This is a genomic window from Candidatus Frankia nodulisporulans, from assembly GCF_902806475.1.
GTDB lineage: Bacteria > Actinomycetota > Actinomycetes > Frankiales > Frankiaceae > Frankia > Frankia umida.
Genome location: NZ_CADCWS010000118.1, coordinates 1 through 12,428 on the forward strand (window position 1 = coordinate 1; position 12,428 = coordinate 12,428).

11 protein-coding genes are annotated in these 12,428 nt (G+C 69.4%); 9 read left to right on the forward strand and 2 right to left on the reverse strand.

The features are described 5' to 3' along the window. Window positions 1–780 precede the first annotated feature (780 nt). Window positions 781–2,541 (reverse strand): chromosomal replication initiator protein DnaA, encoded by a 1,761-nt coding sequence (dnaA, locus tag G6R24_RS12290; RefSeq protein ID WP_217451671.1) that lies wholly within the window; start codon window positions 2,539–2,541, stop codon window positions 781–783. A 662-nt stretch (window positions 2,542–3,203) separates the two neighbouring features. Between dnaA and rpmH the strand changes: the two genes are divergently transcribed. The 9 genes from rpmH to G6R24_RS12335 all read left to right on the forward strand — a co-directional run bounded on the left by rpmH (window position 3,204) and on the right by G6R24_RS12335 (window position 11,409). Further along, window positions 3,204–3,341, forward strand: a complete 138-nt coding sequence (gene rpmH, locus G6R24_RS12295) for a 50S ribosomal protein L34 (protein ID WP_163549387.1) — start codon at window positions 3,204–3,206, stop codon at window positions 3,339–3,341. A gap of 30 nt (window positions 3,342–3,371) precedes the next feature. Continuing rightward, complete coding sequence (gene rnpA, locus G6R24_RS12300) at window positions 3,372–3,752, forward strand: ribonuclease P protein component (RefSeq protein ID WP_163549388.1); 381 nt, start codon at window positions 3,372–3,374, stop codon at window positions 3,750–3,752. Continuing rightward, the gene (yidD, locus tag G6R24_RS12305) at window positions 3,749–4,306 is read left to right on the forward strand and encodes a membrane protein insertion efficiency factor YidD (protein WP_225438450.1); all 558 of its coding nucleotides are present in this window, start codon (window positions 3,749–3,751) and stop codon (window positions 4,304–4,306) included. The genes rnpA and yidD overlap by 4 nt, the downstream gene beginning before the upstream one ends. Before the next feature lie 5 nt (window positions 4,307–4,311). Continuing rightward, complete coding sequence (yidC, locus tag G6R24_RS12310; protein ID WP_163549389.1) at window positions 4,312–5,586, forward strand: membrane protein insertase YidC; 1,275 nt, start codon at window positions 4,312–4,314, stop codon at window positions 5,584–5,586. A 153-nt stretch (window positions 5,587–5,739) separates the two neighbouring features. Continuing rightward, window positions 5,740–6,294: a Jag family protein gene (locus G6R24_RS12315; RefSeq protein WP_163549390.1), complete on the forward strand. Its 555-nt coding sequence runs from the start codon at window positions 5,740–5,742 to the stop codon at window positions 6,292–6,294. After that, window positions 6,287–8,242 carry a hypothetical protein gene (locus G6R24_RS12320; RefSeq protein ID WP_163549391.1) on the forward strand — a complete coding sequence of 652 codons (1,956 nt, stop codon included), beginning with the start codon at window positions 6,287–6,289 and terminating at the stop codon, window positions 8,240–8,242. Before G6R24_RS12315 ends, G6R24_RS12320 begins: the two co-directional genes overlap by 8 nt. A gap of 380 nt (window positions 8,243–8,622) precedes the next feature. Continuing rightward, the gene (gene rsmG / locus G6R24_RS12325) at window positions 8,623–9,465 is read left to right on the forward strand and encodes a 16S rRNA (guanine(527)-N(7))-methyltransferase RsmG (RefSeq protein WP_163549392.1); all 843 of its coding nucleotides are present in this window, start codon (window positions 8,623–8,625) and stop codon (window positions 9,463–9,465) included. Between the two features lie 208 nt (window positions 9,466–9,673). Next, window positions 9,674–10,423, forward strand: a complete 750-nt coding sequence (locus tag G6R24_RS12330) for a ParA family protein (protein WP_276529338.1) — start codon at window positions 9,674–9,676, stop codon at window positions 10,421–10,423. After that, window positions 10,420–11,409, forward strand: coding sequence for a ParB/RepB/Spo0J family partition protein (locus tag G6R24_RS12335; RefSeq protein ID WP_163549393.1), 990 nt, complete (start codon window positions 10,420–10,422; stop codon window positions 11,407–11,409). Before G6R24_RS12330 ends, G6R24_RS12335 begins: the two co-directional genes overlap by 4 nt. A gap of 55 nt (window positions 11,410–11,464) precedes the next feature. Here the strand turns inward: G6R24_RS12335 and G6R24_RS12340 are convergent, their stop codons facing one another. Then, the gene (locus G6R24_RS12340; protein ID WP_163549394.1) at window positions 11,465–12,103 is read right to left on the reverse strand and encodes a GNAT family N-acetyltransferase; all 639 of its coding nucleotides are present in this window, start codon (window positions 12,101–12,103) and stop codon (window positions 11,465–11,467) included. Window positions 12,104–12,428: the final 325 nt, after the last annotated feature.

The window sequence follows — 12,428 nt, forward strand, 5'->3', positions numbered from 1 at the left end:
ATCAAAGCATCCCAGCCAGCCGGGGAACAAAAAACAAACGATCTACGAGACCTGACCAGTTACTTAATCGCTTACTATCCACAACTTTTTCCACAAGCTGTGGGTGGACCACGCCGTGTTCCCACCGCATCCATCGGGCCGACCGGCCCACACCGGGCCCACGCCAAGCCATCACCGCGAGACGCCCACCGCCGGACCACAGCCACCCCTCGCCAGCGGGCTCCCGTCCTCATTCCCCGTCTGTGTCGGGTGATCCCTGGAACGGGCTCGGCCGCGGGCCGATGGCAGGCGAGGACGCCGCCCGCCCATCGGCAGCCGATCCTCTTCTCACGATCGAGCCCGGCGTCGACCCGCGGGAGATCCAGCCACTCGTCGTGGGACCCGCCGCCCTGTTTCTCCGATCGGGCGCGTTCCCTCGGCCATGGCCACGTTCCGCGGCGCTTTTAGCGGGGGCACGGCAACGCGGCGGGGGCACGGCAACGCGGGATGCACACGGGCCACCGTGGAGGTGTTCGTTTCCGACCGACCCTCGACGCAGACCCGTGTGGCGGAGCCTGGCTCGGGGCCGGCCAGGGAGCCGGAAAGCCGCATCATCAGCCACCGGAGGGCTGCGAGCCCGTCAGACATGCTGGCAGCCGACAAGGGCCCTGCCGCCGTCGACCTGGAACACCCCGGGACCCGTAGGTGGAATCAGAACAGGCCCGCAGGAGGAATCAGAGCGGACTGGTGGCTGGAATCAGAGCTGGCCGGCGGGTGGAACCCGCATGGCCGGCGAGCGGATCAGGGCTGGCGGGCCTGTAGACGGATACGGTTGGTCAGCTCGGTGACCTGGTTGTAGATGGCCCGCCGCTCGGCCATAAGGCCGCGGATCTTGCGATCGGCGTGCATCACCGTGGTGTGGTCACGGCCACCGAAATGCTGACCGATCTTGGGTAGGGAGAGGTCGGTGAGCTCGCGGCACAGGTACATGGCGATCTGCCGGGCGGTGACCAGGACACGGCTGCGGGAGGTGCCGCACAGGTCATCCATGGAGACACCGAAATAGGCGGCCGTCGCGTTCATGATTTCGACGGCGGTGATGTCGGGGTTGCCGGCGTCAGGGATCAGGTCACGCAGAACGATCTCCGCGAGGGTGCGGTCGACCTGGGACTTGTTCAGGCTGGCGAATGCCGCGACCCGGATCAGCGCGCCCTCGAGCTCGCGGATGTTGCGCTCGATGTGGGTGGCGATGTACTCGAGGACGTCCGGCGGCACGGGAAGGCGTTCGGTGGCAGCTTTTTTCGACAGGATCGCGATGCGGGTCTCGAGGTCGGGCGGGGTGATGTCGGTCATCAGGCCCCACTCGAAACGGCTGCGCAGCCGGTCCTCGAGGGCGGAGAGCTGCTTGGGGGAACGGTCGGAGCTGATGACGATCTGCTTCTCGCCGTCGTGCAGGACGTTGAAGGTGTGGAAGAACTCCTCCTGCGTCCGCTCCTTGTTCTCCAGGAACTGGATGTCGTCGACGAGGAGAACGTCGACGTCACGGTAGCGGCGCTGGAATGCCTGCTGACGGTCGTCCCGAATCGAGTTGATGAAGTCGTTGGTGAACTCCTCCGAGCTCACGTACTTTACTCGGGTGTTCGGGTACAGCTTCAGGGCGTAATGGCCGATCGCGTGCAGCAGATGTGTCTTTCCGAGACCGGAGTCGCCATAGATGAAAAGTGGGTTGTAGGCCTTGGCCGGTGCCTCGGCGACGGCGACCGCGGCGGCATGGGGAAAACGATTGCTGTCACCGATGACGAACGTCTCGAAAATGTAGCGTGGGTTGAGTCGGGCCTGGGCCGGCTCGGCCTCGGTGGCGGGCGAGGGCGCCTCTCGGCCAAGGCCCGCACCCACGCGCATCGCGGGCATGCTCTCGGCCCGCGCATCGGTACCGCGGGAGTCCGTGCCGCGGGCGTCGGCACCGGGAAAATCGGTGCCGCGGGCGTCCGTGCCGAAATAGCCCGTGCTGTGGGCATCGGCCCCGCGGGCGTCCGCCGGCAGCGGATCGGCGCCGGCCGCCTCGGGGAAGGGCAGCTCGCCGTTGACCGGTGTGCTGCCTCTCGCGCCACCAGCGCCAGGGCCCTGGTGGCCACCGGCGGTCGGGAACGAGTCGCTCGTTCCGATCCCGCCGGGACTCACCGACGGGTCGGCGGCGCCAGCCCCGCCGGGGCGCACGATCCGGATCGGTCCGCTCATCGGCTCCGGATCGGGCAGGTGCTCGACCGTGACCGCGACCCTGATGTCACGTCCATAGGCTGTGGACAGGGCTGTGGACAGGAACGGGCGCAGCCGGGAGTCGAGCAGCTCCTTGGTGAACTCGTTCGGAGCGGCGAGCAGAGCGGTGTCCTGCACGAGGCCGAGCGGGCGGGTGAGGCGCAGCCAGGCCCGCTGCTGGGCGGACAGCGCGCCGTCCGCGACGCCGGAGACCGCCTGGCGCCAGACCGCGGCCAGATCCGGGTCACCCGCCGGCTCGTCCCCGAACGGCAGACCGGCGACGGAGTCGGCGCGGGAGTTGGACACGGGGGCTCCTCGGGCAGTTCGGTACGGTTGCGGGCGATACGGTCCCACGTGTGGGTGGGTTGGTCGGGCCGGCGACTGTGGTCCTGATCCGGTGGTGACCGAGCGGCTTCATCCCGATGGTTCTCCACATCGTCGTCCACAACCTGTGCATGGCCGCGGTGGGGCACCCGGCGTGGCGCCGGCTGCCGGCATCGGGTGGGTCCCGGCGCTGCGGGCCGGCCCTCGGCCGCGGCGCCGCGCTGTGCTGGCGTTTGCCCTCTCCACAGGCGTTTCCACAGGTCAGGATGCCCGGCTCGCCGCCGGAAGCGACCAGCACGAACCGAGCTGGTGTGGTCTGGCGCACGCCGACGAGTGTCCTGTCGTCTCTGGATCGTAAGGTGCGGGCTCACCCGCCGTGTCGGGGCCGTCGGTATGGCGACGAATGTGCGCCGGTCCGGACACCGCCCGACCCCCGGTGGCGCCGCGATGGCCCGCCGATCGGGGCGCCACCGGGCCGGCGTGGGCGCGGGCATGTGTACGCTAGGTCGAACCGCGGTGTTAGACCGCTTCGTTTGTCGTGGGATGTGCCAGCGCGGCCGTGTGGAGTGGGGGCCGTGTGCAGCGGTCCGCCCCTCGGCCGCGAAGATCACCGCCCGCGTCCACCCTGCAGACGGAGTTCTCACGTGAGCAAGCGCACCTTCCAGCCGAACAACCGCCGGCGGGCCCGCACGCACGGGTTCCGTCTGCGGATGCGGACCCGCGCCGGTCGCTCGATCCTCTCCTCGCGTCGACGCAAGGGCCGCAGCGAACTCTCCGCCTGACGGCGGGTTCGTGTCGCAGCGCGACCGATCATGCTTCCCGTGGGTTCCCGCGTCCGGTCCAGGGCCGATCACGCCCTGGTCGGCTCCGCCGGCCGACGGGCACGCTCCGGTCCACTGGTTGTCCACAGCGTGTGGACGGCCAGTGGAGAGCCGGCGCGAGCCGGATTCGTCGTCGGCCGTCGGGTGGGCAAGGCCGTCGTGCGCAACCAGGTGCGTCGCCGGCTGCGCGAACAGATGCGTACCCGACTTCGGTCGCTGCCACCTGGCAGCATGATCATCGTGCGCGCCCTTCCCGATGCCGCCACGGCCAGCTCCGACCGTCTCGGTCAGGCGCTGGACGACGCGCTCGCCCGGGCCGCACGTTCCATGACCGGTCCCCGGCCGCCCGCCACCGGTGGAGATGCCCGGTGACGGCGTGGCCGGTCGCCGCCATGGTGATCGCCGGGCTGATGGCCGCTGATCTGCTGCTGGCCAGTGCTCCGGTCGAGCGCAGGCTGCCCCGGTTGGCCCGAACGCCCGCCGGTGCGGTGCGCGGGCCACTCGCGTGGACGCTTGGCTGGCTCGTCCGGTTCTACCGCGCGGCCTGGTCGGCGCGTAACGCCGGGATGTGTCGCTTCGAGCCGTCGTGCAGCGCCTACGCGCTCGCGGCCGTGCGTCGCCACGGTGGAGTGCGCGGCGGCCTGCTCGCCTGCGCCCGCCTGCTGCGGTGCCAGCCGTTGTCCGCCGGTGGTTACGACCCGGTTCCCGGTGCCGCGCAGGAGTCCGGCGGCGAGCGCGGGGTGCCTGGTGACCGGCCGGTGGGAACCATCGGGAGGTCGCGGCTCGTTCGCGACCCCAGGAGGGTTGAACCCGTGTGTGCGCTCGGTAACCGGGCGTGCCGTCCCGCGGGTGTGAACACCCGCCGAATGCGGGGACGCGGGCCGAGATCGTCAGTTCCGGTCGCGGACCGTGGGCGTGAGGAGTAGGAACGTTGCTGGACCCCCTTTACCATCTTGCCGCGAACGCGATTGTCTTCTTCCACAAGGGTTTTGGCCCGATCCTCGGCGAGAACAACTTCTTCGCCTGGGCCTTCTCGGTCGTCCTGCTGGTCGTCTGCGTGCGGCTGCTGATCTTCCCGCTGTTCGTCAAGCAGGTGAAGTCACAGCGCACGATGCAGATGATGCAGCCCCGGATCAAGGAGATCCGGGAGAAGTACGGGCACGACAAGCCGCGCATGCAGCAGGAGATCATGGCGCTGCAGCGGGAGCACGGCAATCCGCTGCTCGGCTGTCTGCCGGTCGTGTTGCAGATCCCGCTGTTCATCTCGCTGTTCCACGTCTTCACCCACCTGGCACCGGTCAACGGGCAGTGGCGGCCGCGAGTCGGCCTGTCCGCGGACCAGGTGGAGCAGATCGCCTCGGCCAAGATCGGTGGGATCTCGCTTGCGAGCTCCTTCAACTCGGACTCCAAGCTGGTGGATCTGCTCCACATCAACACCACCAACGTCAGGGTGCTCGCGGTCATCCTGATCGTGCTGATGGGTCTCACGACCTACATGACCCAGCGGCAGATCATGGCCCGCAACGGCCCGGTCGACCCGCAGCAGGCCCTGGTCCAGAAGGTCCTGCTGTACGGCTCGCCGATCATGCTGGCGGTGTTCGGTTTCCGGTTCCCGATCGCCGTGCTGCTCTACTGGTTGACCACGAACCTGTGGAGCATGGGGCAGCAGTTCTTCGTTATCAAGAAGATGCCGCCGATCAAGCCGCTGTCCGCGAGTGGCCGTCCGGCCGGGGCTCGTCCGTCCACTGACGGCACGGCAGTCGCTGCGGCCCGGCCCGCACCCGGCGTGCGCGCCGGCGCCAAGTCGAAGAACCGGCCCAGGCCCGCGGCCGCCACGGCACCCAGCCTGACCAAGGGTTCCGCGGAGACGACCAGCGCGGCGGCGAAGTCGTCCACGGCCCCTCCCGGTACCCGTTCACGCAGCGGCGCGGCCCGTGCGGCGAAGAAACCGACCGAGGCGACAGCCGGTGCCTCCGGTGCGCCGGGCTCTGCCAGCGCGGCCAGTTCCGCCGGCACGGGCACGGCGGCGGCGGACGGCGGTTCGCAGCCGGCCGGCCAACCGAGTGCAGGCGCGGGTTCGAGCACGTCAGCGGACAGCACCAGCCGCACCGCGCCGGTGCCCGCCGGTGTCCGCCGGCAGGTCGGTGGATCCCGTCCGGCCAAAAAGCAGCGTGGCAAAGGCAAACGGCCCGGCGGGCGCCGTTGACCGTCGCTCCGTCCGGCCGCACGGTTGATTCGTGACCGGGAAAGGTCGGCCGGCCACCGGGAAGACCCCCACCGGCGACCCCGATGATGTCTCCGGGCGGGGGCATCCCGTAATCTCGGCTCCGCCGCCCCCCGTTCCCCTGGAGAAGCACTGATGACCGGTTCGGCACCCGACCTGGCTGTGGATGGAGCCGAGGTCACCGACGAGCAAACCGCCTCCGAGGCGGAAGCCTCCCCGCAGAAGCGACGCCTCGCGGACCTGGAGCAGGAAGGCGAGATCGCCGCGGACTACATCGAGGGCCTGCTGGACATCGTCGACATGGACGGCGACCTCGACCTGGACGTCGAGAGCGGCCGGGCAGTGGTGGCCGTGGTCGGTGACGGGCTGGACAAGCTGATCGGGACGGGCGGGGAGACACTCGAGGCGTTGCAGGAACTCACCCGGCTCGCCGTCCTGCAGCGGACCGGTAGCCGTAGCCGGCTGATGCTCGACGTCGGCGGCCACCGGGCCAGGCGCCGGATCGAACTGCGCAAGATCGCCACCAAGGTGGCGGCGCAGGCGCTGGAGCAGGGCAAACCGGAGACGCTAGCGCCGATGACGCCCTTCGAGCGCAAGGTCGTCCACGACGTCATCGCCGAGATCGATGGTGTGCACAGCGAGTCCGAGGGTGAGGAACCGAGCAGGCGGGTCGTCATCCTGCTTGACTGACGCCGCCGTGCGGCTGCGTCCCGCCCGGCGGGCGACGGCGCTGGCCGCGGTCGGCGTCGCGGTGGTCATCGCCGGCGTGCTCGGCCTGCTACAGGCCTACCTGAGCAGGCCGTTCTGGTACGACGAGATCTGGCGGGCCCATGTGGTCAGCGAGCCGGCCAGGTCGCTGTGGGCCGAGCTCGCGGTCGCGAACACCCCGTCAGCGCTGGGCTGGTTCGGACTCACCCGGCTGTCCGGGGACGTCTTTGGCTGGCACAGCTGGGCACTGCGCCTGCCCGGCTTCGTCGCCGTCCCACTGTTGGGCACCGTGATCGTGATCGTGGCCCGTCGTTTCACCGGTGTCACCGCCGCGGTGGCGGCGGCCTGCTGGGTCTGTCTGAACTCGACCTTTCTCGATCTCGCGACCCAGCTCAAGCCGTACGCCCTGGAGACGCTGGCAGCCACTGCCATCCTCGCGCTGTGGATGGTCGACTCGCCGTCGGATCATGCGGGCGAGCGCGCCAGCCGGACGTATCGTCCGTCGGCGGGGTCGGCGGGGTCGGCGGGGTCGGCGGGGTCGGCGGGGCTGGACAAGGGTCGGCTTGTGCGGCGGGCGGCGGCAGGTGTGCTCGCCCTGTTCGCGGTGCCGGGAATCTTTCTGATCGTGCCGCTGGCGGCGGTCGATCTGTGGCGGGGCCCGCGGCGACGGTGGCGGCTGCTCGAGTGCTCGCCCGCGCTGGTGCTCGCCGGTCTGCACACAGTCGTGTTCGTCGCCCACCAGTCCAGCCAGCGCAACGGCGTCTACTGGGACCGACAGTTCCTGGCCGGCCGCGGACCACTCGACGCGATCCGCTTCGTCGCCGACCAGCTCCGCCTCACTCTGACCGGCTCCCCGCCAGGCATGGACCGCTTCGATCCGAGCCTCGTCCACGGCGCGCTGCCCCTGGGCTCCCTCGGCCCGTGGGTGGCGGTACTGCTTGGCCTGGTCATCGCCGGCACCGGCGCCGTCGGCGGGTGGACCCTCGCCGGCCGTCCGGACGGACGGCTCCTGCTCGCGGCCCTCGCCGGCACCGAACTGATGATGTTGGCGGCGAGTGCCGGCCGTTACTGGCCCTTCGGCCCTACACGGACCAACGCGTTCGTCGTCCCCATGCTGATCGTTGTGGTTCTGGTGGGTGCCGAGTGGGTGTTGCGATGGCTCGTGCTGTTCCTGGGGCAGCAAAGCCCCGGCAAGGCCCCTCAGATCGATGCTGAGGGGTCGTCTGGTGCGGACCCTACCCCGACCCCTGAGTCAATCGTAATCTCGCGATCACTATCTGAGTTTTCGCCGCTTTTGCACGCTCCGGATGGCTCGGCGCGCCCCTTGGCGCCAAGCGCCGCGGCCCGGCCCGGCGCACCTGCGGGAGGTCGCGCGCTGATCGCCGTCGCCCTTGTCGCCGTCGCCCTGGTCGGGCTGGTCGGCTCCGGCGGGCTCCTCGCCGGGAACTCTCTTGCCGGCAGCCGGCTGCTGTGGGACCACCGCGACCGGATGCGCGGCCTGGATCTCATGGTCGACGCGGCGATCGCCACCCGCCAGGTCGCCGGCCCTGATGACGTGGTGGCTGTCGGTGGGCGCCTCGCCCGCCCCGGCTGGCTGTACGCGATGGAGGCCAGCGCCGACGGTTCGCGCGACCCGTCGGCGCTACCGCCCCGGATCTCCCGAGCCGAAACGATCTTCTTCGGGGGATCGATGCCTCCTCTGACCGCCCAGATCGCCGGCCGGCCTAGCCAGCCACGGCATCTGATCGTCTTCGTCTTCGACATCGAGCAGCGCGACCTGTCCGGCCAACTGGCCGCGCTGACCCGCGCCGGCTGGTGCGCCAACCGGAGCTGGACCTTCCGCCTCACCGGCACCCTGACCCGCTACGACCGCTGCGCCCAGGACGCCGCTTCGGTCACTGCCCAGGACGCGCGGCCCTCCCAGCACTGACCCGAGACGGACTCGCCGCCCGCGCTGGCTCTCCCACTCTGCGCTGGTTCCCACGTCGCGCCGGCTCCCCTGCCCGTGCCGGCGGCTCCCGCCCGGGCCGGATCGCCGCGGTGGTCACGGTGCACGGCCTTGCGGCTCCGGCTTCGCTGGGCGACCGAACCGATCCTCAACTACGGCGGTTGTCGAAGGTCCAGACCCGTCGAGGATGCTGGTCGGGTGCATGGTTCATCGACTTCGTCTTCGGTACCTGTCGTGGTTGCCACGGCAGGCCGCCGTCCGTTCGGACTCCCACCGGGTTTCATCCACCGGCCCACGGCCTGTGGTGACGGACCGCTGGTGCAGACCATCGGCCTGGTCGGGCATACCCAGGCAGGTGTGCGATGAGCGACGCGGACCGACCATCCGGGTCATCCAGCCTTCAGCCACCGCCGTCGGAGACACCTCAGTTGCCCGTTCCGCCGGTCGCGCGGGAGATCTTCGGTGAACGTCTCGCGCAGGCGATCCGTTACACCGAGCTTCTCGCGACCGCCGGGGTGGAACGTGGACTGATCGGACCTCGGGAGACCGACCGGCTCTGGCAGCGCCACGTCCTCAACTGCGCAGTGATCGCTGAGGCGGTTCCGGCGGATGCCGACGTCGTCGACGTAGGCAGCGGGGCCGGTCTACCAGGCATTCCGCTCGCGCTGGCCCGATCCGACGTGCGGGTTGAGCTGCTCGAGCCGATGGAACGACGCTGCCTTTTTCTACAGGAGGTGATCGCCGCACTCGACCTGGAAAGTCAGGTTTCGGTGCGCCGGGGCTGCGCGCCGGATGCCGGAATCGGCCCGGACGGTCGTAGATTCGGGGTGGTCGTCGCGCGCGCGGTCGCCCCGCTCGAGCGCTTGGGTGCAATCATCCTGCCGATGCTGCAACCGGATGGTGTCATGCTGGCGATGCGCGGTTCGAGGATCCTGGCAGAGTTGCAGGACGCGCGCGGCAGTCTCGGAGCCCAGGGTTGGCATCCAGTCGATGTCGTGGTGTGCGGGGAGGGCCGGGTGGACGAACCCAGCCGAGTCCTCCGTGCCGTGCGAGCGGCCGAGCTTGCCCGGGCCGAGAGCAAGAAAGGGCGCGGCGACGGTGAGCGACACGATGGCAGACAGGTCAGACGAACGGCGCGGGATTCGCGGCGATCACGAGAGGCCGGTCGCGACCGGCCGACACGTGGGCAGTCTCGTTCCACGTGAAACAGCGTTGATCGGTCGGGACGGATCGATGGGCGGGAGTGCTCGGAGCCACGAATCTGCGCTCTCCTCGCTGGATCCCCTGGACCGGTCGACCCCGATCGGAGCGGCGGCGGCAGCAGCAGTGGAAGCCTTGGCGGCAGAACGACGACAACCATTCCCGCGACCCACCCGGCGGCGCATCATCTCGGTCGCCAACCAGAAGGGTGGCGTGGGGAAGACGACGAGCACGGTGAATCTCGCTGCGGCGCTCGCGTCGCATGGAGTACGGGTCCTCGTGATCGACCTCGACCCGCAGGGCAACGCGTCGACGGCGCTTGGCATCGAGCACCATTCCGGGGTGCCCTCGATCTACGAGGTGCTACTGGGCGACCGCCCGTTGGACGAGGTCATCGTCCCTTCGGCGGAGGCCCCGGAGCTTTACTGCGTCCCGGCGACGATCGACCTCGCGGGCGCGGAGATCGAGCTGGTGTCGCTGGTAGCCCGGGAGAACCGGCTGCGCCGGGCCATCGCGGGACTGCAACGAGAGATCGACTACGTCTTCATTGACTGCCCGCCGTCTCTCGGACTGCTGACGGTCAACGCGCTGGTTGCCGCCCGGGAGATCCTTATCCCTATTCAGTGCGAGTACTACGCGCTGGAGGGCCTGGGCATGCTGCTGCGCAATGTGGAACTCGTCCAGGCACACCTGAACCAGGACCTGCGCCTGTCGACGATCCTGCTCACCATGTACGACTCACGCACCAGGCTGGCCGATCAGGTGGTTCAGGAGGTCAAGGAGCATTTCGGTGACCGGGTACTGAGCACGACCATCCCCCGAAACGTCCGGCTGGCTGAGGCCCCGAGCTATGGCCAGTCCGCGCTGACCTACGATCCGACGTCGCGTGGTTCGCTGTCCTACCTGGCAGCGGCCCGGGAGCTGGCGGAGCGAGGGGTACAGCCGACCGAGGTGCCGAGGTGAGCGCCCGCCGCAGCGGTCTCGGCCGCGGTCTCGGCGCGCTGATTCCGGTGGCGCCGCAGTCGGAGGAGGGACGGCTGGGTAGCGAGGATTATCTCGACTACTCCTCCGGCGGTTACGGCGGGCGGGATGATTCGGGCCGGCCAACCGACGGCGGCACTGGCCCCTTGCCGGTGCACGGAGCCACCTTCCGAGAGTTGTCCGTCGATGCCATCGACCCGAACCCACGTCAACCGCGGACGAACTTCGACGAGCAGGCGTTGGAGGAACTGGCCGCGAGCCTGCGCGAAGTAGGCCTGCTGCAGCCGATCGTGGTGCGGCCGACGTCTGGGGAACGTTTCGAGCTTGTCATGGGTGAACGGCGTCTGCGGGCATCTCAGCTTGCCGAACTCACCGTGATACCTGCCATCGTGCGGGACACGACCGATGATGCGATGTTGCGCGATGCCCTCCTGGAGAACCTGCACCGGCAGCAGCTCAACCCTTTGGAGGAGGCAGCCGCCTACGAGCAGCTGCTCCAGGACTTTGGGGCGACTCACGAGGAGCTCGCGACCCGGATGGGCCGCTCCCGGTCGCATGTCACGAACACCATCCGGCTGCTGGGCCTGTCCCCCGCAGTGCAACGACGCGTGGCCGCAGGGGTGTTGTCCGCCGGGCATGCGCGGGCACTGCTGTCATTGCGGGATTCCGAGGCCCAGGATCGCCTGGCCACCCGTATCGTGGAGGAAGGTCTGTCGGTCCGGTCGGTAGAGGAGATCGTTGCGTTGGGCGAGGACACGCCCCGCAAACGAGCGCCGAGTGGGCCTCGGGCGGCCTCGCCCGTGCTCGCCCGGTTCGCTGATCAGCTTTCTGATCGGTTCGAGACTCGGGTGAAGGTCGATATGGGCCGGTCCAAGGGAAAGATCACCGTCGAGTTCGGTTCGATCGAGGACCTCGAGCGCATCGTGGCCGTGATGTCCCCTGGAGCCGACGACCTTTCTCGTCCCTAGCGTCGGGCCGGCCGCAGCATCCGCGGTGGATGGTGCGGCCGGCATGCGGAGTCGGTCAGGCTGGATGTCCCGCCTGGCCCACCTTGCGTAGCACGCCCTCGGGAGTCATCGAGCCGAGCAGGCGCTCCAAGGCGACCTCCACGTCCTCACGCCAGCTGACGGCGTTCTTGATCTCGAGGCGCAGTCGGGGCCACCGGTGGTGTGGCCGGACCGTCTTGAATCCCACGGACAGCAGGTAGTCGGCCGGAACCACGCATCGGGCCCCCGAGTTCTGGCCGTCACCGAAGGCCTCCACGGCCTTGAACCCTCGGCGTTGGATGTCCTTCGCGACTGCCTGCGTGAGGATGCGGCCGAGGCCCTGGCCCTGGAACTCCTCCAGGATGAGCGCGGTCATGAGGAGTACGGCATCCGGCGAGACCGGACTGGTCGGGAAGGCCGCAGATCTGGGAACGTACGCCGGCGGCGCGAACATGACGAAGCCAGCTGGCACTTCCTCGATATAGGCGATCTTTCCGACACTGCCCCACTCGAGAAGCGCCGACGAGACCCATGCCTCCTTCTCGATCTCCGAGGTGCCAGCCTCCTCGGCGCGGCTACGGGCAACCGGGTCGAGTTCCCAGAACACGCATCGACGGCAGGGCAGCGGCAAGTCGTCGATGTTGTCCAAGGTGATGTTCGCGATGCGACGGCTCATCGAAAAGGCTCTCCAGTGGTCGGCCTCGGGACCACCGCCCCGGTCTCGATGGGCGGCAGCGTACGGGACTCAGCCTAGGCGGACCGGCCGTGATCCCGGGCCGGCCGCCGGGGGAGTTTCACGTGAAACCACTCTCCCCCGCCGCGGCCGAGCTCGCCGGGAACGCCGCCGACGTGCGTCGATCGGCGCTGGTCCGTGGGGTATCAGCGCCGGGACACCCCTGGAGAGCCAGTCGCCTGCACGTGACCGCCGCGAGCCAGCCGACCCAGCCCGAGCCAGCCGACCCAGCCCGAGCCAGCCGGCCAGGCCTGAGTCAGTCGACCAG

What these genes read in the sequence shown, in the direction of transcription:
- rnpA (WP_163549388.1), top strand. Translation starts at nt 3,372, where the DNA reads ATGCTTCCCGTGGGTTCCCGCGTCCGGTCCAGGGCCGATCACGCCCTG.
- G6R24_RS12340 (WP_163549394.1), bottom strand. Translation starts at nt 12,103, where the DNA reads ATGAGCCGTCGCATCGCGAACATCACCTTGGACAACATCGACGACTTG.
- rsmG (WP_163549392.1), top strand. Translation starts at nt 8,623, where the DNA reads ATGAGCGACGCGGACCGACCATCCGGGTCATCCAGCCTTCAGCCACCG.
- G6R24_RS12315 (WP_163549390.1), top strand. Translation starts at nt 5,740, where the DNA reads ATGACCGGTTCGGCACCCGACCTGGCTGTGGATGGAGCCGAGGTCACC.